20 protein-coding genes are annotated in these 21,766 nt (G+C 72.8%); 8 read left to right on the top strand and 12 right to left on the bottom strand.

Going from position 1 to position 21,766, the window contains the following annotated elements:
* Nucleotides 1–14: 14 nt before the first annotated feature.
* From IEZ13_RS08390 to IEZ13_RS08345, 10 genes are all read right to left on the bottom strand, one after another.
* Nucleotides 15–635: a peptidase associated/transthyretin-like domain-containing protein gene (locus IEZ13_RS08390; protein ID WP_183219160.1), complete on the bottom strand. Its 621-nt coding sequence runs from the start codon at nucleotides 633–635 to the stop codon at nucleotides 15–17.
* Nucleotides 636–733: 98 nt separating this feature from the next.
* A complete protein-coding gene (locus tag IEZ13_RS08385) occupies nucleotides 734–1,537 on the bottom strand; it encodes an ABC transporter permease (protein ID WP_229794546.1) in 804 nt (267 codons plus the stop codon).
* Nucleotides 1,534–2,493 (bottom strand): ATP-binding cassette domain-containing protein, encoded by a 960-nt coding sequence (locus IEZ13_RS08380; protein WP_183219159.1) that lies wholly within the window; start codon nucleotides 2,491–2,493, stop codon nucleotides 1,534–1,536. The genes IEZ13_RS08385 and IEZ13_RS08380 overlap by 4 nt, the downstream gene beginning before the upstream one ends.
* Before the next feature lie 61 nt (nucleotides 2,494–2,554).
* Nucleotides 2,555–5,686: an AfsR/SARP family transcriptional regulator gene (locus IEZ13_RS08375; RefSeq protein ID WP_183219158.1), complete on the bottom strand. Its 3,132-nt coding sequence runs from the start codon at nucleotides 5,684–5,686 to the stop codon at nucleotides 2,555–2,557.
* Between the two features lie 22 nt (nucleotides 5,687–5,708).
* On the bottom strand, nucleotides 5,709–6,785 hold the full coding sequence (locus tag IEZ13_RS08370; protein ID WP_183219157.1) for a bifunctional glycosyltransferase family 2/GtrA family protein: 1,077 nt from the start codon (nucleotides 6,783–6,785) through the stop codon (nucleotides 5,709–5,711).
* Between the two features lie 5 nt (nucleotides 6,786–6,790).
* Complete coding sequence (locus IEZ13_RS08365) at nucleotides 6,791–7,738, bottom strand: phosphodiester glycosidase family protein (RefSeq protein WP_229794545.1); 948 nt, start codon at nucleotides 7,736–7,738, stop codon at nucleotides 6,791–6,793.
* 59 nt (nucleotides 7,739–7,797) lie between these two features.
* Complete coding sequence (locus tag IEZ13_RS08360; RefSeq protein ID WP_229794544.1) at nucleotides 7,798–8,700, bottom strand: helix-turn-helix domain-containing protein; 903 nt, start codon at nucleotides 8,698–8,700, stop codon at nucleotides 7,798–7,800.
* Nucleotides 8,701–8,842: 142 nt separating this feature from the next.
* Nucleotides 8,843–10,645 (bottom strand): carbohydrate-binding domain-containing protein, encoded by a 1,803-nt coding sequence (locus IEZ13_RS08355; protein ID WP_183219155.1) that lies wholly within the window; start codon nucleotides 10,643–10,645, stop codon nucleotides 8,843–8,845.
* Entirely contained in the window at nucleotides 10,642–11,421 is a 780-nt protein-coding gene (locus tag IEZ13_RS08350; protein ID WP_183219154.1) for a polyphosphate polymerase domain-containing protein, read from the bottom strand. The genes IEZ13_RS08355 and IEZ13_RS08350 overlap by 4 nt, the downstream gene beginning before the upstream one ends.
* Complete coding sequence (locus IEZ13_RS08345; RefSeq protein WP_183219153.1) at nucleotides 11,418–12,017, bottom strand: DUF4956 domain-containing protein; 600 nt, start codon at nucleotides 12,015–12,017, stop codon at nucleotides 11,418–11,420. The genes IEZ13_RS08350 and IEZ13_RS08345 overlap by 4 nt, the downstream gene beginning before the upstream one ends.
* 149 nt (nucleotides 12,018–12,166) lie before the next feature.
* On the opposite strand from IEZ13_RS08345, the gene IEZ13_RS08340 reads away from it, so the two are divergent.
* A complete protein-coding gene (locus IEZ13_RS08340; protein WP_183219152.1) occupies nucleotides 12,167–12,856 on the top strand; it encodes a response regulator transcription factor in 690 nt (229 codons plus the stop codon).
* A complete protein-coding gene (locus IEZ13_RS08335) occupies nucleotides 12,853–14,244 on the top strand; it encodes a HAMP domain-containing sensor histidine kinase (RefSeq protein WP_183219151.1) in 1,392 nt (463 codons plus the stop codon). The genes IEZ13_RS08340 and IEZ13_RS08335 overlap by 4 nt, the downstream gene beginning before the upstream one ends.
* Here the strand turns inward: IEZ13_RS08335 and IEZ13_RS08330 are convergent.
* A complete protein-coding gene (locus tag IEZ13_RS08330; protein WP_183219150.1) occupies nucleotides 14,229–14,909 on the bottom strand; it encodes a GntR family transcriptional regulator in 681 nt (226 codons plus the stop codon). The two genes, IEZ13_RS08335 and IEZ13_RS08330, sit on opposite strands and share 16 nt — an antisense overlap.
* A gap of 168 nt (nucleotides 14,910–15,077) precedes the next feature.
* On the opposite strand from IEZ13_RS08330, the gene IEZ13_RS08325 reads away from it, so the two are divergent.
* Nucleotides 15,078–16,076: a PrpF domain-containing protein gene (locus IEZ13_RS08325; protein WP_183219149.1), complete on the top strand. Its 999-nt coding sequence runs from the start codon at nucleotides 15,078–15,080 to the stop codon at nucleotides 16,074–16,076.
* A 25-nt stretch (nucleotides 16,077–16,101) separates the two neighbouring features.
* On the opposite strand, the gene IEZ13_RS08320 is transcribed toward IEZ13_RS08325, so the two are convergent.
* Nucleotides 16,102–16,512: a cupin domain-containing protein gene (locus IEZ13_RS08320; RefSeq protein WP_183219148.1), complete on the bottom strand. Its 411-nt coding sequence runs from the start codon at nucleotides 16,510–16,512 to the stop codon at nucleotides 16,102–16,104.
* A 154-nt stretch (nucleotides 16,513–16,666) separates the two neighbouring features.
* Here IEZ13_RS08320 and IEZ13_RS08315 point away from each other — a divergent pair, with 154 nt between their 5' ends.
* The 5 genes from IEZ13_RS08315 (at nucleotide 16,667) to IEZ13_RS08295 (ending at nucleotide 21,696) form a co-directional block, all read left to right on the top strand.
* On the top strand, nucleotides 16,667–17,239 hold the full coding sequence (locus tag IEZ13_RS08315; RefSeq protein ID WP_183219147.1) for a carboxymuconolactone decarboxylase family protein: 573 nt from the start codon (nucleotides 16,667–16,669) through the stop codon (nucleotides 17,237–17,239).
* The gene (locus IEZ13_RS08310; RefSeq protein WP_183219146.1) at nucleotides 17,236–18,723 is read left to right on the top strand and encodes a sugar ABC transporter ATP-binding protein; all 1,488 of its coding nucleotides are present in this window, start codon (nucleotides 17,236–17,238) and stop codon (nucleotides 18,721–18,723) included. Before IEZ13_RS08315 ends, IEZ13_RS08310 begins: the two co-directional genes overlap by 4 nt.
* Complete coding sequence (locus IEZ13_RS08305; RefSeq protein ID WP_183219145.1) at nucleotides 18,720–19,703, top strand: ABC transporter permease; 984 nt, start codon at nucleotides 18,720–18,722, stop codon at nucleotides 19,701–19,703. Before IEZ13_RS08310 ends, IEZ13_RS08305 begins: the two co-directional genes overlap by 4 nt.
* Nucleotides 19,704–19,740: 37 nt before the next feature.
* Complete coding sequence (locus IEZ13_RS08300; RefSeq protein ID WP_183219144.1) at nucleotides 19,741–20,691, top strand: sugar ABC transporter substrate-binding protein; 951 nt, start codon at nucleotides 19,741–19,743, stop codon at nucleotides 20,689–20,691.
* Between the two features lie 75 nt (nucleotides 20,692–20,766).
* Nucleotides 20,767–21,696, top strand: coding sequence for a LysR family transcriptional regulator (locus IEZ13_RS08295; RefSeq protein ID WP_183219143.1), 930 nt, complete (start codon nucleotides 20,767–20,769; stop codon nucleotides 21,694–21,696).
* Nucleotides 21,697–21,766: the final 70 nt, after the last annotated feature.

Here is a 21,766-nt window from a genome sequence, read left to right as displayed (position 1 = left end):
TTCATTACCGGGCGTCATTCGCCGATCGTCACGGTGATGCTGCCGAGAAGTCCGGCCTTGAGATCGAACCGGTCCCTCGGCACCACGTGCAGCACCCCGCCGGTGTCCGGGCTCGGATCCTCGGCCCGTGCGGCCACCTGACCGTCGATCTGGCCGGCGATCTGCTCGGGGACGAAGAGCGGGCCGGCGTACGTCACCGACCGTCCCCCGGCCAGGTAACCGCCCACATGGACCTCGGCGTGGATGGCCACCGGCGCGCCCGCCTCCCGGCCCGGATGGACGGTACGGAACTCCGCGTACCCCTCGGCGCCGGTCACCTGGGCGCCGCGCACCTCGCCGTCGCCGGTCGCGTCGCGGTGCCGGATGTCCAGGACGGCGCCGCCGACCGGTGTCCCGGTGTGCGCGTCGAGGACCCGTATCCGCAGCATGAGCGCCACCCCGGGCCGGTCGCCGGCGACGTCCCGGCGGACCAGTTCGAGCGGCATCGGCTCGGTGCTGCCGGGTTCGGCGCGGATCAGCCGGGCGTGCTGGGGGACGCGCTGCGCCGGCCGGGGAAGGGGCCGGTCGGCGGTCGTCCTGTCGAGGGAGGCACACCGGTTGATGACGGGTGTGCCTCCCGTCTCCTCGTTCCGCAACTGCCCACCCCCGCCGTCGTCACGTCAGAGATGATCTTTGCAAGGTAGTTGGGTCTTCGTGCGCTTTTGCGTTATTTGTCCGCTGGGAAAAGACCTGGTCAGCGGCCCAGCCGCCGGTAGAGGCGCACCGACAGCGGCCCGAGGACCGCGATCAGCGCGACCGGCCAGGCCACCGCGAGCAGCAGCGAATGGTCGGCCGCCCAGGTCTCGCCGCCCAGGCCCGGGTTGCCGTTCAGCTCACGGATCGCGGCCGTGGTCGCCGAGATCGGGTTCCACTCGGACACCGCGCCCAGCCAGCCCGGCATCATCTCCGGCGCCACGAACACGTTGGACACCGCGCTCAGCGGGAAGGCCAGCGGGAACACGATCATCGACACCGTGTCCGGGTTCGGCGCGACCAGCCCGAGCGCCACCCCGGCGCAGCTCAGCGCCAGCCGCAGCAGCAGGAGCAGCCCGATCGACGCCAGCAGCGGCCCGGTCCCGTGGTGCCAGCTCCAGCCGACCAGCAGCCCGCACACCAGCAGCACCGTCGTCTCCAGCAGCGCCCGGGCCAGGTCGGCCAGCACCCGGCCGGTGATCAGCGCGGACCGGGCCATCGGCATCGACCGGAACCGGTCCAGCACACCCCGGCCGGTGTCCACGGCGATCGCGGTGGCCGTCGCCCCGATCCCGTAGAGCATCGTCATCACGAACACGCCCGGGATCAGGAACTCGCGGTACCCGCCGCCGCCCGGCACCGACATCCCGCTGCCGAAGACGTACCCGAAGACCAGCACGAACATGATCGGCAGGCTGAAGTAGATGACGATCTCCTCGGGCGCCCGCACCACGTGCCGCAGGTACCGTCCGGTCATCACCCAGCCGTCCACCAGCGCCCCGCTCCGCTCGGTCCGCACGCTCATCGCCGTGCCTCCGCCCGGGTCAGGTTGAGGAAGACCTCGTCCAGCGTGGGCCGGTGGACGCCCAGCTCGGCGACCGTGATCCCGGCGTCCTGCAGGGCCCGGGCCGCCGCCGTCAGACCGCCCACCCGGTCGGTGACCGGCACCCGCAACCGCCGCTGATCGGGGTCCACGTCCGCGGCGGCGCCCACCGCCCCGGCCACCGCGGCGGCCGCCTCGGCGAGCCGGTCCACGTCCCGGACCACCACCTCGAGCCGGTCCGCGCCGATCGCCGCCTTCAGCTCGTCCGGGCTGCCCTCGGCCACCACCCGCCCGGCGTCCACCACCGCGATCCGGGCGGCCAGCTGATCGGCCTCGTCCAGATACTGCGTGGTGAGCAGCACCGTGGTGCCGTCGGCGACCAGGCCGCGCACCGCCTCCCACACCTGGTTGCGGCTGCGCGGGTCGAGTCCGGTGGTCGGCTCGTCCAGGAACAGCACCCGGGGCCGCCGGATCATGCTGGTCGCCAGGTCGAGCCGCCGCCGCATGCCGCCCGAGTAGTCCTTCGCCGACCGGCCCGCCGCCTCGGTCAGCCCGAACCGTTCCAGCAGCTCGTCGGCCCGGCGGCGCGCGGCCGGTCCGCTCAGCCGGTGCAGCCGCCCGAACAGCACCAGGTTCTGCCGCCCGCTGAGCAACTCGTCGACGGCCGCGTACTGGCCGGTCAGCGCGATCCGCTCACGGACCGTCCCGGGCTCCCGGGCGACGTCGGCGCCGGCCACCTCCGCCCGGCCGGCATCGAACCGCAACAGCGTGGTGAGCGCCCGCACCGCCGTGGTCTTGCCCGCCCCGTTCGGGCCGAGCAGCCCGTACACCGTCCCGGCGGGCACCCGGAGATCGAATCCGTCGAGCGCGGTGGCCCCGTGCCCGCCCCGATACCGTTTCCGCAGCCTCTCGGCCACGACCGCGAATGTCGTCTGCATGCCCCCAGGCTGGTGGTGCCCGCTGACCGGCCGCGCACCGTCCGCTGACGGCGCACGCACCTCAGCTGTGGGGGAGGGCGAGCGCCTGCTCGGGGGTGAGGGAGGCGCCGTGGGCGAGCGCCGCCGCGTACCGGGTCTCGCCCAGAGCGGCCCGCGCCGCCGCCGCGGTCCGCGCGCCCAGCGGGGACGACTCCGGTCCGGGCCGCAGGGCCAGCGCCCGGATCGCGCCGAGCAGGTGGGCGGCGCGTTCCGGGTCGCCGCCGGCCAGCGCGAGGGCGGCGAGCCGGTCGAGGCCCTCGGCCAGCACCTGGAAGCCGAGCATGCCGCCGCGCACCGTGAACATCTCGCGGTAGCGGGCCGCGGCCGCCTCCGGGTCACCGGCGGCCTCGGCGATCCGGCCCAGCGCCAGCAGGATCGCCATCCGGGTGCCCTCGGCGCTGTACCAGCCCTCCGGGCAGGTGGCCAGCGCCGCCGAGCACAGGCGGGTGGCCTCGGGCAGGTCGCCCCGGTCGAGGGCCAGCACGCCCAGGCCGAGCTGGGCGGCCGCGGTGAGCTCGGGGGCGCCGGCCCGGCGGGCCAGCTCGGCGGAGCGGGTGAAGTCCTCGGCCGCGCCGGTGCGGTCGCCGGCCGCGTGCCGGGCCTCGGCGCGGCCGCGGATCAGGTCGGCCACGTCCACCGTGGAGCCCAGCTCCCCGGCCAGCCGCAGCGCCTCGGCGACGGACTCCGTCCCGGCCGCCGGGTCACCGCGCCAGGCGGCGGTCTCGGCCAGGCCGGACAGGGCGAGCATGGCGCCCCAGCGTTCGCCGAGGGCCCGGAAGCCGGCCAGCGAGGCCCGGAACTCGGGTTCGGCCAGGGCCGGGTCGGCGCCGGAGAACAGCACCATCCAGCCGCCGCCGATGGCGCCGAGGGCCTCGCTCCACGGGTCGCCGGTCAGCTGGGCGCGCAGGTACCGGTTGAGGGCCACGATGTCGTCGGCGCCGCCGTCCGGTGGGCCGACCGCCATCGCCGACAGGTAGAGCAGGAACGGCTGCCGGGGCGGCGCGGTCAGCGTGCGCATGAACTCGGTCCACCGCCCGGCCGGCCGGCCCGAGCCGCCGAGGGCCGCCGTGAAGACGCTCATCACGTACTCCTCGGTGAGGTCCGGCGGCGGCTCCGGGCCTGCCGCGTCCAGGGCGAGCCCGGCGAGCGTCGCGGCCTCGGCCCGGAGCCCGCGCAGCCACCAGTAGAAGGAGAGCGCCGCCACCAGGCGCAACGCGGTCCGTGGCGCGCCGGCCGACGCGCTGCGCCGCAACGCGGTGTGCAGGTTGTCGCGGTCCGCGTCGAGGCGCTCCAGGGCGGTGAGCTGCCCGGCGGTCCGCAGCACCGGGTCGGCGCCGGCCGCCAGGTCGAGGAAGTACCCGGCATGGGCGCGGTGCATCCGGTCCCGTTCGCCGGCCTCGTCCAGCCGCCCGGCGCAGTACTCGCGGATCGTCTCCAACATCCGGTAACGGTCGCCGTCGCGCTCGATCAGCGACTTGGAGACCAGCCCGGCCAGCAGTTCGACGATGTCCGGCAACGGCCCGCACACCCGCTCGACGGCGTCCAGGGTCGCGCCCGAGGCGAAGGCGGCGAACCGGCGGGCCAGCCGGCGTTCCGGTTCGGTGAGCAGGTCCCAGCTCCAGTCGACCACGGCCTGGAGGGTGCGGTGGCGTGCGGTGGCGCCGCGACCGGCCCGCGACAGCAGCCGGAACCGGTCGTCGAGGCGGGCCGCCACCTCGCCGACCGGGAGCGCGTGCAGGCGGGCGGCGGCCAGTTCCACGGCCAGCGGCAGGCCGTCCAGGGTGCGGCAGATCCGGCGGATCGCGGCGGCGTTCGCACGCGTGACGCGGAACCCGGGGGAGACGTCCGCGGCCCGGTCGGCGAACAGGCGCACCGCCGGGAACGCGTCCAGGTCGGTGGTGTCCTCCGGCGGGACGGGCAGGCCGCCGACCGGGTGCAGCACCTCGCCGGTGAGCCCGAGCGGCTCCCGGCTGGTGGCCAGGATCCGCAGCTCCGGGGCGCGCGGGAGCAGATGGCCGGCCAGCGCGGCGGCCTCGTCGACAACCTGCTCGCAGTTGTCCAGGACCAGCAGCAGCCGGCGGCCGGCCAGGGCGGCGGCCAGGCGTTCCGGGGCGCCGGGCGGCCGGCCCGCGTCCCGCCGGGCCGGATCCCGCACCCCCAGCGCGGTGAGCAGCGTCCCGGCCACGTCACCGGGAGCGGCGGCGGCCAGCTCGGCGAAGTACACATCACCGTCGTGCCGGGCCGCGACCTCGGCGGCGAGCCTGGTCTTGCCCGCGCCGCCGGGCCCGTGCAGGGTCACCAGCCGCCCGGTACGCAACGCCGCCGCCACCCGCGCCAGCTCCCCGTCCCGCCCCACGAAGCTGGTCAGCTGGCTGGGCACCCCGTGCCGGGCCGGGGCGGGGGAGAGCCCCGGCGGCGGCGTGACCCGGGACGACGGGCCGAGCAGGGCGGCGTGCAGGGCGGTCAGTTCGGGGCCCGGGTCGGCGCCCAGTTCGTCGGCGAGGATCCGGCGCGCGTCCTCGTACGCGGAAAGGGCCTCGGCGGTGTGGCCCGCGGCCGTGAGCGAACGGATCAGCAGGGACCGAAGGCGCTCGCGCAGCGGATGCGCGGCGATCAGGCCGCGCAGCTCGGTGATCGCGGTGGGGGAGGGCCGTGCGCCGGTCAGGAGCGCGTCGTGGAGGTCCTCGACGGCGGTGAGGCGCAGCTCGGTGAGGCGGGTGATCGGCGCGGCGGCGAACGGCGCGTCCCGGACGTCGGCGAGGGCGTCGCCGCGCCAGAGGGCCACGGCCTCGCGCAACAGGGTGACCGCCCGGTCCGGCTCGCCGGCGGCCAGCGCCCGGTGGCCGTCGGCGGCGAGCGCGGCGAAGCGGTGGGCGTCGACCTCGCCGGGGGAGACGGCCAGCCGGTACCCGGCCGGATCCCGCTCGACCGGCAGCACCTGCCGCAGGCGCGACACCTGGGACTGGAGGGCGTTACCGGCCCCGGCGGGCGGATGCTCGCCGTAGAGCCCGTCGATCAGGCGGTCGACGCCCACCGGACGGCCGGCGTCGAGCAGCAGCATCGCGAGCAACGCCCGCAGGCGGGGCCCGCCGAGCGGGACCGGGGTCCCGTCCGGGTGCCCCGCCCACAGGGGACCGAGGATGCCGAACCGCATGGCGACGATTCTGCCGCCCGCCTCAGGCGGCCATCGCCCCGGTGGTCGTGTCGTGGCCGGCGGTGGCCCGGGCGGCCGGCGGTGGCGCGGTCGTGGAGCGGCGGAAGACGAACGCCCGCTGGATCGCGAACCCGGCCAGGAACAGCGCGATCTCGGTGGCCAGCTTGCCGGTCACCAGCGAGCCGGTCACCGCGCTCAGCAGGTGCAGCAGCGTGATGTTGGCGGCCAGGCAGACCGCGGCGAGGGCGAGGTAGCGCGGGGCGGCCGTGCGGTGCGGCGCGGGTGTGCCGTGACGGAAGACGGCGGTGCGGTTGACGCTGTAGTTCAGCGTGGCGCTGACCAGCCGGGCCGCGACCGCCGAGGCGGTCAGATGACCGGTCCAGGCGACGAGACCGGCGAGCAGGGCGGCGTCGACCGCGAAGGCGAGCAGCGACGATCCGGCGAAGGTGAGCAGCGGGCCGTAGATCCGGACCGAGTCGATCACCGGCCGGAAGTGGGACGACCGGTTGCCGTCCAGGTACACGGTGGCGATCTCGACCTCCTCGACGTCCATCCGCTCACCCGCGGCCCGCAGCAGCAGCCGCAGCTCGTACTCGAACCGGTCGCCCGGCACCCGGCACAGCCAGGGCAGCGTGCGGGCCGGATAACCGCGCAGCCCGGTCTGGGTGTCGGTCACCGACAGCCGGGTGATCAGGCGGAACAGGATCCGGGTGGCGGCGTTGCCGAACCGGCTGCGGGCCGGGACCCGGCCGGTGAAACGGCGCACCCCGAGCACCATGGCGGCGCCGGAGACCCGGACCCGGGCGGCGACCGCCTCGATGTCCTCGACCCGGTGCTGGCCGTCGCTGTCCGCGCAGACCACGTCCTCGCCCGGGCAGCGCGCCCCGATGTGCGCGAACCCGGTCCGCAGCGCGAAACCCTTGCCCCGGTTGCGGTCCAGCGTGATCACCTCGGCGCCGGCCCGGCGGGCCTTTTCGAACATCTCGGCGTACGGGGGACCGCTGCCGTCGTCGACCACCACGACCCGGTGGTGGCCCAGACGCCCGACGAGCTCGGCGAGCCGGAGGTCGGGCTGGTACGCGGGGATCAGCACGATCATGGCGATCAGCCCGCGACGTACAGGATGTCGCTGGTGCCCCGCTCTTTGCCCTTACCGAGCGGATTGTTGACCAGACCGTCCCGGAAGACCATCACCGACGAGCCGCCACCGTCGAGGTTGTACGCGGTCCGCGCGCCCCGGTCGGCGAAGATCCGCGCGAACTCCGGCATGGTGACGCCCCGGCTGTATCCGCTGCTGCGCCCGTCGGCCACGATGAACAGCAGGTGGTTGGCGCCGACGAGGCCGATCCCGGTGCGCGGTTGGCGGCCCTGGATCGAGTGGTTGCCGAAGTTGGTGTCCACCTCGACCCGGTCGATCCCGTCGATCACCGCGCCGTCGTCGACCAGGCCCGGCCCGAACGACAGCGTGTTCCACACCCCGTCGGCGATCAGCTCGCTGGCGCTGGTGGCGCTCTCGTCGTAGAGCCGCATCGAGCCGTCCGCGTAGAGCGCCAGCCCCTGCCGAGCACCTTTATCCCGAAATTTCACACCGTTGCGGATCACGATGCCGGTGTCTCGGAACCCGTAGTAGTCGCCGTTGATCGCCAGGACCGCGCCGGCGCCGGCCGCGATCTCCGACGGGTTCGCGATGATGTTCTCGCCGAACCGGTCGCCGGCGAACGCCGACCTGACGATGGTGGCGTCGGTGACCTGGACGTCGGCCACGAAGTAGGTCACCCGGTCGTCGCCGGACCCGGTGGTCACCGTCTCGATGGAGATCTTCGCGGTGTCGCTGGTGTAGGAGGTGGCGGTGGCGGTGCCGTCGGTGTCGGCCTCGGCCGCGACCACGTTCTGCGCGATCAGGCTGGAGGCGCCGGACACCTCCACGTGGTCGAGGACGTAGCGGTCGAGGGCCCAGGCGCCGCCACCACCGGCGGCGGCGAGCAGGCCCAGGCCGCCGGCGAGCAGGCCACGGCGGCCGATGCGGCGGGCGGGAGCGGTTTCGTTCGTCACGCTCCGCAGTGAAGCCGTGGATCTTGTGGCGCTCCTGTGCGAGGTCTATCGGTGAACCACTAGTCCAGTTCGTCGAGCCTGCGCTGGAGGATCGCGGGGGTCCGGTCGGGCTGCTCGGCCTCGATGAAGAGCCGCCCGATGGCCTCGGCGTACCGGTCCACCTCGTCGCGCTTCTCCAGGTACAGCCCACCGGTGAGATGCTCGATGTAGACCACGTCGGGCAGCTTGTCGTGCGGGAACCGCAGGATGCTGAAGGCGCCGCCGAGCGCCGCGTGGCCGCCCTTGGCGAACGGCATCACCTGGAGGCGGACCCGGGGCGACCGGCTGATCTCCAGCAGGTAGCGGATCTGGTCACGGAGCACCTCCACCCCGCCGATCGGCCGGAGCAGCACCGCCTCGTCCAGCACTGCCCAGAGCCGGGGCGCGTCGGCGCGGTCCAGGACCTGCTTGCGGGCCATCCGCAGCCGGGCCCGGCGGTCGATCTCCTCGGGGCCGTCGGCGGAGTGGCCGAGCCTGATGACGGCCCGGGCGTACGCGTCGGTCTGGAGCAGGCCGGGCACGAACTGGACCTCGTAGGTGCGGATCAGCTCGGCCGCCTGCTCCAGGTCGAGGTAGCTCTGGAACCAGGTGTCGAGAACGTCGCCGTACGCCTGCCACCAGCTCGGCGCGTTCGCCTCGCGGACCAGGGTGAGGATGCGGCGGTGCTCGGCCTGATCCTCGACTCCGTAGAGTGTCAGCAGGTCGGTGACGTCCCGTTCCTTGAAGCTGACCCGGCCCAGCTCCATCCGGCTGATCTTCGACTCGGAGGCCCGGATGACGTAGCCGGCCTCGTCGCGGCTCAGGCCCCTGGCCCGGCGCAGGGCACGCAGATGTGCGCCGACCTGTAGCCGGCGCACGGTCGCCCCGCTTCGACCGTTCTCGTCGAACTTCTCGGTGTCGCTGTCGGGCGCTTCCTCGGACACGTGGACCTCTTCGACAGTCCTCAGTGGATCCTTCGGGGCCATTCGGCCTCAGCATACCCATGGCAAGTGGCTATGGGTCCGGGAGGTCAACGGGAAGAGCGACGGCGCGGCGCCTGGGGCGCCGCGCCGTCGGGGGAGAGGATCAGCGGGGCCGGCGCCCGCCGCGGCCGCCGGCCGGCGCCTGTCCCGCGGTCACCGTGGCGACCTCGATGGCCCGGCCGAGCTTGCCGGACGCGTACAGGCCGCCGGTGCTCGCGCCGGTCGCCGTGCCACCCGTGTGGACGGTGTACTGCTGACCGGGCGTGATGGCCGGCGACGAGAAGACGACGTTCTGCACGGTCTTGGTGGTGACATAGGTGGCGACCACCTTGCCGTCACCGTCGGTGATCTGCACGGTGGTGCCCGCCTCGACCGCGCTGTCCAGCGTCGCGGAGAGCCAGCCCTGCTCCGAGTCGGTGCCGGGCGCCACCACCATGCCGGCGCTGCCGGCCGCGAGCAGGGTGCCGCCGCTGATGGTGAAGCTGCCGTTGACGTCGAGGGCGCCGTTGCCGTCGCCCTGCGGGCCGTTCACCACGACGGTGCCGCCGGTGATCGACGCGGTGCCGTTGGAGTCCAGGCCGTCGCCCTCGGAGTCGATCACCAGGGTGCCGCCGTTGACGGTGACCGAGAAGTCGCCGACCTCCTCGCCGCCACCGCCGGGGAACCCGCCGCCCTGGTCGGTGGTCGTCTCGGAGGAGGTGCTGTTGCCCGAACCGTTGATGCCGTCGTCGCTGGACACCACGTGCACGGTGCCCTTGTTGAGCACGAACTCGGCCGCCTCCAGGCCCTCGACCGCACCGGCGACGTTCAGGGTGCCGCCGTCGATGATCTGCCGGCCCTCGGTGTGGACGCCGTCGTCGCCGCTGGCCACGGTCACCTCGGCGCCGTTGAAGTGGACCGCGCCGTCGCTGTGCACGGCGTCGTCCGCGGAGCTGACCACGATCGTGCCGCCCTCCAGCACCTGAATGACACCGGCCTTGAGGCCCTTGGCGGAGGTGTCGTCGGCGGCCTGCTCGGTGTGCCCGCCACCGGCCGCGACCTTCAGCGTGCCGCCGGTGACCACGATGTCGGTGGTGGCGTCGACGCCGTCACCCGTGGTGGTCAGGCTGATCGTGCCGCCGGTGATCGCGACGTACCCGGCGGTGGCGTCCTCGTCGTTGTCGGCCTTGAGGCCGTCGCCGCCCGAGGTCACGGTGATCGTGCCGTCGTTGACCACCACGTAGTCCTTACCGCGCAGCCCGTCGTCCTTGGCCTTGACGGTGATCGTGCCGGACTCGACGAGCAGGCCGTCCTTGCTGGTGATGCCGTCGTTGCCGTTGCCCGTGACGGTCAGCTTGCCGGAGCCGGTGACGGTCAGGTGGCCGGCGCTGAACAGGGCGGCGTTCACGTCGGCGTCGTCGGCGTACGAGGAGGCGTCGGCGAGCGTGTTGACGGAGCCGCCGGCGAGCCGGATCACCAGCTCCTCGGCCTCGGTGGCGGCGATCGCGGCGGTCTCCGAGCTGGTGATCTCGGCGCCGTCGAGGATCAGCGTGACGGTGGCGTCCGGGGCGTTCACCACGATCTGCCCGGCCAGCTTCCCGCTGACCGTGTACGTCCCGGCGGCCGTGATGGTGACCGTCGCGCCGTCGACCGTCACGCCCTCGGCGCCCGAGGTGGCCGAGCTGCCGGTGAGCTGGATGGCGCCGGTGGCGCCCGAGCCGGTGGAACCGGCCGAGTGCACCGATTCGTTGGCGGCGAGCACGGCAGCGGCGTCCTGGGTGCCGTCGACCGTGGCGGTGGCGGCCGCGGTGGTGGCGGTGGTGGTGGCCGTCTCGGCGGCACTGTCCGCCGAGGAGCAGCCGGTCAGTACGGACGTGACCAGGACCAGGGAGCTGACAGCGGCGACGACCTTGTTGCGGATCCTCATCGGAACCCTTTCCAGGTGGAGAAGTGACGGCTCAGAACGGGGTGCCAGCGGTTGGCGGGCAGCTCGGGGCGGAGCGCGGCCAGGCCGGTGGCGTACTTGGAGATGCGGCAGGGGCGGTGGCCCAGGGACCAGAGCAGCCGGTCGACGTCGGAGGCGGCCCGGCCGGACTTGGTCTCGACGATCACCGAGTGCGGCATGTGTGCCGCCGATCCGTCCGGCAGTGTCCAGCTCAGCCCGGTGTCGATGGTGACCCGGCTGCCGGTGGACGGGACGTAGAGCGTGTTGCGGCGGTAGTGGGTGGCCAGCACCGGGCGCAACTCGTGGCCGTCCGGGCGGATGCCGGCGCCGGCCAGGGTCTCGTAGGCGTACTCCCGGCCTTCGGGCCCCAGGTCGCCGCCGTTCCCGGTGTACGGGATCCGCTCCTTGACCGTGACGCCGCGGGTGCCGCGCGTCTTGACCTCGACGAATTCGAGTCCGCTGTCCAGGTACGTCCGCACCCGGATCTTGAACCGGCGGCGGCGCTGCCGGGCGGCGGCCCGGTAGGCGTCCAGCTCCGGGGTGTCGAAGTAGACCGAGCGGTAGCCGAAGGTGCGCCGGTCGTCGATCTGGAGTGCCCGTACGCCGGCCGGCATCCGGTCCAGCAGGACCGGGAGCGCCGTCGCCGGGAGGACGTACTTGCGGTCCAGCCGGGTCAGCAGGGCGGCCTCACCGACCAGTTCGCCGAGGGAGATCGGGGCGAAGCGGCGGAAGAGCGGAACCTCGGTGGTGATCGTCATCGGGCGCTCACCCGCTCCATCCGCGGGCCGAGGTGGGCGCCGGCCGGCGCGGCGGCCGCCGCCACGTAGCGGACCTCGACCAGGGTGCTGTCGTTGACCATGTCGATCTGCTTGACCACCACGTTCGTCACCCGGCCGCCGAGGACCGCCTCCAGGTGGGCGCGCAGCGCGTCCTCGTCGGTGTGGGCCACGTCCAGCCGGAGCAGCTGGTTGCGGTGCCGGCGGTAGAGGGCCGGGTGGTCGCCGACGACGAGGGCGGCCACCACCAGCGCCATGAGGCCGAGGTGCAGCAGGTCCATGACATCGCCGAGACCGGCGATCAGACCCAGCGCCAGGGCCGCGAAGTAGTAGGCGATCTCGTGCTGGCTGATCTCGTCGGAGCGGAGCCGGATGATCGACAGGACGCCGAACAGGCCGAGACCGAGGCCGGCGCCGACCGTCGAGGAGCCGAGGACGCTGGCGACGGCCAGGACGCCGATGTTCACTCCCAGGAAGGCGGCGACCAGGTCACGGCGCCGGTGGCGGGGAAAGTAGACACCGAACGTCAGGATGGCGATCGCGATGAGATCCGCGGCGACGGCGAGCAACGTGGTCACGTGAGGACTTCCTTCAAGTGGCGTTCATCAGGTGTTCTCCATTTCGCCGGATCTTCCTGTCCGCACCCTGTGCGGCCTCTATGCCGTTGGTCAGAGTTCGGCGGGCCGCCTCTTAGGGATCCCTTAGGACGGGTGGCTTTAATGGCCTGATGCGCATCCTGGTGGTGGAGGACGACGCGGCGGTCCGTGACTCGCTGGCCCGTACGCTGCGCTTCGAGGGGTATCAGGTGGACGTCGCAGGCGACGGCCGGGCCGCCCTCGACGCGGTTCGTACCCGCGAGCCGGACGCGCTGATCCTCGACGTCAGCATGCCCCGGATGGACGGGCTGGAGGCGTGCCGCCGGCTGCGGGCCGACGGCGCGGTGCTGCCGGTGCTGATGCTCACCGCCCGCGACAGCATCGGCGACCGGGTCGCCGGGCTCGACGCGGGCGCCGACGACTACCTGGTCAAGCCGTTCGCGCTCCAGGAGCTGCTGGCCCGGGTCCGGGCGCTGCTGCGGCGGTCGGCGTTGATCGGGCCGGCGCCCACCGGGGACCTGCTCACCTTCGCCGACGTACGGATGGACCAGGGCACCCGGGAGGTGTGGCGGGGCGACCGCGCGCTGCGGCTGACCCGCACCGAGTTCGGGATCCTCGAGGTGTTCCTGCGCCACCCACGGCAGGTGCTCACCCGGGCCGCCCTGTTCGAGCAGGTGTGGGGCTACGACTTCGGCGAGGGATCGAACAGCCTGCACGTCTATCTCGGCTACCTGCGGCGCAAGCTGGAGGCGGAGGGCGGGTCCCGGCTGCTGCACACCGTCCGGGGCGTCGGCTTCGTGCTGCGGGAGGAGCCACTGTGAGGAACTGGTGGCGCGGCCGGACCCTGCACGACCGGGTCTCCCTGCTGGTCGCCGGCGCGGTGGCGGCGGCCGTGCTGCTTGTCTCGGCCGGGGCGTGGCTGGCCGTCCGGGAGATCCAGCAGGACAAGATCTCCGCCGAGCTGCTGGCCGACGCCCGGACCATCGCCGAGCACCCGTGGCAGTGGCTGAGCACCAGGGGCGCCCGGACCGGCCCGGCGACGGGCGGCTCCGGCGGCCGGGAGATCGGGCCGTGCTGGCAGATCCTGGACTCGGCCGGCGCGGTCTCCGGCGGCAGCGACACCGGGCTGCCGGTCACCCCTCTGGCCACACGGGTGGCCACCGGCCGGCACCAGGGGGAGGCGCTGGAGGAGATCGGCCTGGGGCCCGGCGACTACCTGATGCTCACCGTGCCGATCGAGGGTGGGGGCGCGGTGCAGGTCGCCATGGACCGGGACCCGGACGCCCGCGTGCTGGCCCTGTTCGCCCTGCTCCTGGCGGTCGGCTGCGGGGCCGGGATCGCCGGGGCGGGGCTGCTCGGCCGGACCGTCGCCCGCGCCGGGCTGGCCCCGGTGGACCGGCTCACCGGCGCGGTCGAGGACGTCGCCGTCACGATGGACCTGACCCGGCCGATCAGCGTCTCCGGCGACGACGAGATCGCCCGGCTGGGCCGCTCGGTGAACGCCATGCTGGCCGCCATCGACGCGTCCCGCCGGGCTCAGCGGGCCCTGGTCGAGGACGCCGGACACGAACTGCGTACTCCGCTGACCAGCATCCGTACGAACGTGGAGCTGCTGCTCGCGGTCGAGCGCCGCCCCGAGCTGGCGCACCGGCTGCCGCCGGAGGAGCGGGCCGGGCTGCTCGCCGACCTGGACGCGCAGGTCCGTGAGCTGGCCACCCTCACCACCGAGCTGGTCGAGCTGTCCCGCGAGGAGACCAGCCGGGAGTCGATCGAGGAGGTGGAGTTCGCCGAGGTGGTGACCGCCGCGATCAACCGGGTCCGGATCCGCGCCCCGGGCCTGCTCTTCGACGCCGGGCTGTCGCCGGTGACCGTGCCGGGCCGCCCCGGCGAGCTGGAGCGGATGGTGGTGAACGTGCTGGACAACGCGGCCAAGTGGAGCCCGCCGGGCGGCGCCGTCACGGTCCGGCTGACCCCGGCCGGGGTGCTCACCGTCGCCGACACCGGGCCGGGGATCGCCGGGGAGGACCTGCCGTACGTCTTCGACCGCTTCTACCGCGCGCCGGCCGCCCGGTCGATGCCCGGGTCCGGGCTGGGCCTGGCGATCGTCGCGCAGACCGCCACCCAGCACGGCGGCACGGTGACCGCCGGGACCAACCGGCCGCACGGCACGATCGTCACGGTCCGGCTGCCGGTTCAGGAGCCGAGGTAGTCGATGGCCCGCAGCGCCTCGATGACGCTGGAGATGTGCTCCCGCATGGCGGCCTCGGCGGCCTTCGGGTCCCGGCCCCGGATGGCCGCGATGATCCGCTCGTGCTGCGGCAGCGACGTCTCCGGCCGGCCCGGCACGAGCGACAGCATGTACTGATGGCGGACGATCTGACCGCGCAGCGTCTCGACGATCCGGTCCGCGGTGGCGTGCCCGGCGATCTCCCGGACCAGCGCGTGCAGCCGCTGGTTCAGGTCGCTGTAGCGGCGGTGCTCGCCGGCCTCGACGGCCCGGCGCATCAGCACGCCGATCTCGTCCAGCTCGGTGGCGCGGTCCGGGTCGACCAGCTCGGCGGCGCGTGCCGCGATCAGGCCCTCGACCACCATCCGCACCTCGGTGATCTCCACGGCCTCGGCCATCGACACCTTGCGGACCTGGGCCCCTCGATTGCGCTGCACCTCGACGAGGCCCTCGGCGGCCAGGTCCGCCAGGGCGGCGCGGACATTGAACCGGCTGGTCTCCATGCGCACGCACAACTGCGCCTCGACCAGGCGCTCGCCCGGCAGGTACTCGCCTTTCAGGATCGCGTCGCGCAGGGCGTCGCGGACCTGGACCGCGGTGTTCCCGGCGCGGGCCGGCCGTCGTTCGGTGCTGGGCTCGGGCGCCATCGGTCCCCCGTGGTCGGCATCGGTCTTCACGGCTGGCTGTCAGCCTGAGTGCCCCCATTATTGTCAACAATTGCCCAGCTGGGTAGGACAAGCCTATGGTTTCTCGTGCCAGGGGGGTCGACAGGATTGTCGACAACGCTCCGAGGCGTCTTTTCCGAAGGAGGGCCCGTGGGCGGGATCCCGGTGCAGGTGCTGCGCGGCGGCGCGTCCAAGGGTGCGTACTTCCTGGCCTCCGACCTGCCGGCCGGCCCGGCCGAGCGGGACCGGCTGCTGCGCGCGCTGATGGGACCACCCGGCCGGCGCCGGATCGACGGCATCGGCGGGAGCAAGGTCGCCGTGGTGAGCCGCTCGACTGACGCGGGCGCCGACGTCGACTACCTGTTCCTCGAGGTCGGCGTGGCAGAGCCCCGGGTGGGCCCGTGCGGCGACATCCTGGCGGGGGTCGGGCCTTTCGCCATCGAGCGCGGCCTGGTGCCCGCTTGCGCTCCCATCACCGGCGTACGGGTACGCGTGCTCGGCACCGGCGAGGTGGTGACCGTGCACGTGCCCACCGCGGACGGCCGGCCGTCGTATGCCGGCGACACCCGGCTCAGCGGCGTGCCCGGCGGCGCGGCCCGGCTCCGGATCTCCTACCCGGGGGCGGACGGCCCGTCCCTGCTGCCCACCGGCCGGGTGATCGACGACCTGGACGGGGTTCCGGCCACCCTGATCGACAACGGCACGCCGATGGCGCTGATCGAGGCGGAGGCGCTCGGCGTCACCGGCCACGAGTCGGCGACCCGCCTGGAGTACGACGCCCGGCTGCGGCACCGGGTGGCGAGCCTGCGCCGCCCGGCCCGCGCGCTGATGGGCGCGGTGCCGAGGATGTGCCTGCTGGCGCGGCCGGCCGACGGCGGCAGCCTGAGCACGCGGACGTTCCTGCCGGACCGGGTGCACGCGGCGATCGGTGTCCGCGCGGCGGTCGGCGTGGGTTCGGCGGTGGCGCTCTCCGGCAGCGTCGCGGCGGGGCTGGTGGCCCCGGTCGCCGACCGTTCGGTGCCCCGGGACGTGCTGCGGCTGGAGCATCCGTCCGGCTACTTCGACCTGGTGCTGGGGGACTCGCCGTCGGACACGTCGGTGGTGAGCACCGCGCGGCTGCTGCTCGACGGCCGGGTCTTCGCGCCCTAGAACCGGGAGGTCCGCCGGGATGGATTCAGTCCTCGCCCATCTGGTCCTGTGGGGACAGGTGCTCCACGGTGACGCCCGTGTCGGTGAAGGTCCGCGTCACGTGCCCGGAGGTGTAGACCCACAGGATCCGCAGTGGAGTGTCGCCGGCGTTGCGGAACAGGTGCGGGATCGGCGACGGGATGTAGGTGGTGTCGTACCGGCTCAGCCGGGTCACCGTCCCCTCGACGAGCACCTCGGCCTCGCCGTCCAGGATCGTCACGTGCTCGTCGCAGTTGTGCGAGTGCATGGGCGCGCCGGTGCCGGCCGGGTAGACGCTGATCCCGCTGGTGATCCGGTTCTCGCCGCCGGCCGCGGTGGTGGTGACGAGCGGCGTCGTGACGATGGCCCCGCCACGGTCGAGGACGGGGACCTGCGAGGCCTTGATGATCACGGTCATGGGGCCGAGGGTAGGCCGCCGTCCGGTGGTCCGGGCCACGCGAGATGCAGCCTTACCTTGCACTTCATGGCGTGTGACGCCCTAACACCGCGTTGTTACGTTCTTGCGAAACACCCACCCCGAGTGTTCGGGATCACAAGCTAGAGGCTGACCGATGAGACTTCCCGTGATTGATCCGGACGACATGACCCCGCGGCAGCGGGAGGTCGCCGAGCGCATCTCCGGCCGCCGGGGCGCCGTCCGTGGCCCGTTCCGTGTGTGGCTGAACAGCCCCGAGCTGTGCGACCGGGTCGAGTCGCTGGGCGCCTTCCTCCGCTTCGAGTCGAGCCTGCCGCTGCGCCTGCGGGAGCTGTCGCTGCTGATCGCGGCCCGCCACTTCGACGCCCAGTACTCCTGGAACGCGCACTGGGAGAAGGCGGTCTCCGAGGGCATCCCGGCCGAGGCGGTCCGGGCCATCGCCGAGCGCCGCGAGCCCGAGTTCGGCAACGAGGAGGACGAGGTGTTCTACCGGTTCTCCGTGGAGATCCTGGAGAACCACTTCGTCAGCGAGGAGACCTTCCGGCGGGCGCACGCGATCTTCGGGTCGCGGGGCCTGGTCGACGCGGTCGGCTCGCTCGGCAACTTCAGCATGCTGGGCATGTGCCTGAACGCCTTCGAGGTGGACCTCCAGGCCGACCGCGAGCCGCCGTTCCCGGACATCCGGGGCTACGCCAGGGTCACCGAGTGAGACCCCCGGTCCTGCGCGTCCTCGGCGTCAGCAAGAGCTTCGGCGGCGCGGCCGCGCTGCGGAACGTGTCGGTCGAGTTCCGGCCCGGCGAGGTGCACGCCCTGATGGGCATGAACGGCGCCGGCAAGTCGACGCTCGTCCAGATCATCTCCGGGGCGCTGAACCCGGACGAGGGACTGCTGGAGGTCGACGGCCACACGCAGAACCACCTGACCCCGCGACGGGCCCGCCGGGTCGGCATCTCCTGCGTCCCGCAGCGCCGGGAACTGGTCATGACGCTGACCGTGGCCGAGAACATCATGCTCGGCGACCTGCCGGCCAGCGGGTCGATGGTCCGCTGGAACCGGGTCCGGGCCACCGCCCAGCGGGCGCTCACCGACCTGGGCATCGCGATCGACGCGGACGCGGTCGCCGGCGACCTGACCGTGGCCGAGCAGACCATGGTGGAGGTGGCCCGCGAGGTTCGCCGGGGCGGCCGGGTGCTGATCCTCGACGAACCCACCGCGTGCCTCGGACCGGAGGCCGCGGCCCAGATCCGCGAGCTGGTGCTGCGGCTGCGCGACAACGGCGTCGCCATCGTCTTCATCTCGCACCACATCTCCGAGGTCCTGCACCTCGCCGACCGGATCACCGTGCTCCGCGACGGGCAGGTCACCTGGGCCGGCCTGGCCAAGGAGACCGACGAGAAGGGCCTGGTCCGCGACATGGTGGGCCGGGACGTGGTGTCGCGGCGCCCGGTCCGCCCGGCCGGGTCGCCCGACGTGGGCATCAGCATCCGGCGGCTCTGTGACGGGCGGTTCCTGGACCGTTTCGATGTCGACGTGCGGCGCGGCGAGATCGTGGCCGTGCTCGGCCCGGCCGGCGACGCCCAGTCCCGGCTGTTCGACCTGCTGTCCGGCCGGCGCCGGCCGGACAGCGGAACGGTGTCGATCGGTGGCCGCGCGGTCCGGCCCGGCCGGATCGCGCACTCGCTGGCCAGCGGTCTGCGCTGCGTGACCGGTGACCGTCGCCGGCTCGGGCTGATCCCCGGCCTCACCATCGACGAGAACGTCCTGCTCGCCCAGGACCGGCTGGAGGGCCGGCGGCTGCACCGCTGGGGCAGGCTGGCCGAGCGGGCCGCCCCGCTGCGCGACGACTACCGGGTGGTGTCGCTCGTCCGGAACCCGCCGGTGGAGCAGCTGTCCGGCGGCAACCAGCAGAAGGTGCTGCTGGCCAAGTGGCTCGGCACCGCGCCGTCCGCGGTGCTCCTCGAGGACCCGACCAACGGCGTGGACGTCGCCGCGATGGCGGAGATCCACAGCCTCGTCGACGGGCTGACCGGTCAGGGCGTCGCCGTCCTGCTGGCCTCCTCGTCCGCCGAGGAGGTGATGCGCCTGGCCGACCGCGTCGTGGTGGTACGCGACGGACGCCGCATCGCCGAGTACCAGGTCGACCGGATCACCCGCGACGAGCTGCTCGCGGCCACCCTAGGAGGAGCGCTGTGACCAGCCCGTCGACTCTCGCCAAGCCGAAGCCGGCCGCGTCGCCGCTCGCCCGGCTGAGGTCGATTCCCCACCTCGGCCTGCTCGCGGTCCTGATCGCGATCGTGATCTTCGCGAGCGTGCGGACCGACGCGTTCCTCAACCCGAACAACCTGATCAACGTGGCCCGGCAGGTCAGCGTGGTGGCGGTGATCGCGGCCGGGCTGACCCTGCTGATGGTCGCCGGCGGCATGGACTTCTCGATGGGCGGCAACGTCGCGGTGACCACCGCGGTGGCGGCCCAGATGCTGTCGCACGGCTGGTCGACGGCGGTCACCCTGGCCGTCTCGATCGCCCTGTCGATCGCGGTCGGCCTGGTCAACGGCGCCGTCGTGACGTTCACGAGGGTGGCGCCGTTCGTCGCCACCCTGGCCACCGCCACCCTGCTCGACGGTGTGGCCCTGCTCGTCATCGACGGCATGAGCATCTCGATCGACGACCACCTCTCCACCCTGGGCAACGGCAAGACCCTGGGCCTGCCCAACCTGACCTTCGTGGCCGCCCTGGTCCTCGCGGTCACCGCGTTCGTGATGCGCTACACCACGTTCGGCCGGGACGCCTTCGCGATCGGCGGCAACGAGGACGTGGCCCGGCTCAGTGGCATCAACGTGGTCCGCGACAAGCTCCTGCTCTACGGTCTGGCCGGCGCCCTCTCCGGTCTCGCCGGGATCATGCTGCTCTCCCGGCTGGCGGCCAGCAGCCCCGGCACCGGTGGCCTCCAGTTGCAGCTCACCGCGGTGGCCGCGGTGGTCATCGGCGGCACCTCGCTGGCCGGCGGCAAGGGCACGATCGGCGGCACCATCCTCGGTGTCCTGCTGCTCGGCGTGGTCGCCAACGTGCTCAACCTGCTCCAGATCTCCTCGTACTACCAGCAGATCTCGGTCGGCGCCGTCCTGCTGGTCGCGGCCGTCGCGAACCTGATGCAGAGCCGCGGGAAGCACTGACCCCGCAAGACAACCCCCTTTTTGGAAGGCGACAAACATGCCTATACCCCTGAGTGTCTTCAGCGCGCTGTTCGCCACCGTCCTCTGTGCCGCCACGATGAGCGCCTGCGGCGACGACTCCGGCTCCGAAGCCGGCGGTGACAGCGTCACCCTGGGCTTCGTCAACGGCGCGAACACCGAGTTCCACACCTGCCTCCAGCGGGCGGTCGAGGCCCAGGCCAAGACCTCCGGCGCCACGGTCATCGCGGCCAACTCGAAGCAGGACCCCGGCACCGAGCTGGCCAACATCGAGGACATGATCTCGCGCAGCGTCGACGCGCTGATCGTGCAGACGGTGAACGTGGACGCCCTGAAGAACGACATCACCAAGGCCAAGGCCGCCGGCATCCCGATCTTCCTGACCTCGGTGATCACCCAGGACACCTCCGACATCCTGGGCGCGGTCGTGGTGGACCTGAAGGGCGTCGGCGCGCTCAACGCCGGCTACATCGCCACGGACGCGGGCGCCGCACAGGTCGAGGTCGGTGTCATCGCCGGCGCCCCCGGCGCGGCCTCCGACCTGCTGGTCAACGGGTTCTCCGACGCCCTGCCCACCAACGCCGCACTGGTCGCCAACCAGCCCGGCATGTTCAACCGGGCCAAGGCCCAGGACGTCGCCGAGAACATGATCCAGGCGCACCCGAACCTCAGGTACGCGTTCGTCGCCAACGAGGACATGGCGTTCGGCGCGCTCCAGGCGTTCCAGGCGGCCGGCAAGGACGTCAAGATCGTCACGGTCAACGGGACCGAGGACGGCCTCGCCGCGGTGAAGGACGGCCGGTTCGCGGCCACCGTCGCCAACTCGGCGACGGTCACCGGTCAGCTCGCGGTCAAGAACACGATCGCGCTGCTGAACAAGCAGACCGCCGAGAAGATCGCGAACACGCCGATCAAGCTGATCACCAAGGACAACCTGTCCGAGGCGCCGCAGTACTGCCTCGAGGGCTGACGCTTCTTTCGAAACAGGAACCGTGGGGGAGCGGACGCGCTCTCCCACGTCTCCCGTTCTACCGGTGGAGGATCGATGGATCGCATTCTGGTCATGCGCAGTTTCGTGACGGTCGCCAAGGTGGGCAGCTTCAGCGGCGCCGCCAAACAACTCGGCACCTCCGGCTCCCTGATCTCGAGACACGTCGCCGACCTGGAGAAGCAGCTCGGCGTCCATCTCGTCAACCGCACCGCCCGCTCGGTCAGCCTCACCGAGCCGGGCCTGCGCTACAGCGAGTTCGCGCAGCGGATCCTCGACGAGATCGACGAGGAGGACACCCGGATCGCGGAGCTGCACGACCGCCCCGAGGGCCCGCTGTCGATCATCTGCCCGAAGTGGATCGGCGGCCTGGACCTGGGCGACGCGATCGCCGAGTTCTCGGTGGCCCACCCCAAGATCGCGGTACGGTTCGAGCTCGGCGGCATGTCCGACCGCACCTACGACTTCCTGGACTCCGGCTTCGACGTCGCCTTCCACACCCGGGACCTGCGGGACTCCAGCGTGCGGCTGAAGCGGATCGCGTCGCTGCCGTTCGTGCTGTGCGCGTCGGACCGGTACATCGCCCGGCACGGGCTGCTCACCGACGCCAACGACCTCGGCCGGCACGACTGCCTCGTGCACGTCAACGACCCGGTATGGCGGATCGGGCACGGTCACTCCAGCACCCTGCACAAGATCCGGAACATCGCGTTCCAGTCGAACTCGTACATCGCCCTGCACAAGGCGGCGGTGCACGGCCGGGGCATCGCGCTGCTGCCGACCCGGTCGGCGTACGACGACCTGATGAACGGGACGCTGCGCCTGCTGCTGCCCGAGTTGCCGGTGCCGAGCCGGTCGCTCTACGCCATCTACGGGCCGGCCGCGCAGGCGCCGCGCAAGGTCGAGGTGTTCCTCGCGTACCTCACCAAATGGTTCGCCGAGAACCCGCTCCCCGTGTTCGAGAAACCCGTGCAATCCGTGCAATGAAGGGTTGCGGAATCACCGGGTCTTACCAGCCGAAATCGCTCCTAGGCTGACGAGCATCACCCCAGAAAGG

It is taken from the genome of Actinoplanes campanulatus, assembly GCF_014647795.1.
Taxonomy (GTDB): Bacteria; Actinomycetota; Actinomycetes; order Mycobacteriales; family Micromonosporaceae; genus Actinoplanes; species Actinoplanes campanulatus.
This window is presented reverse-complemented; position numbering and strand designations above follow the sequence as displayed.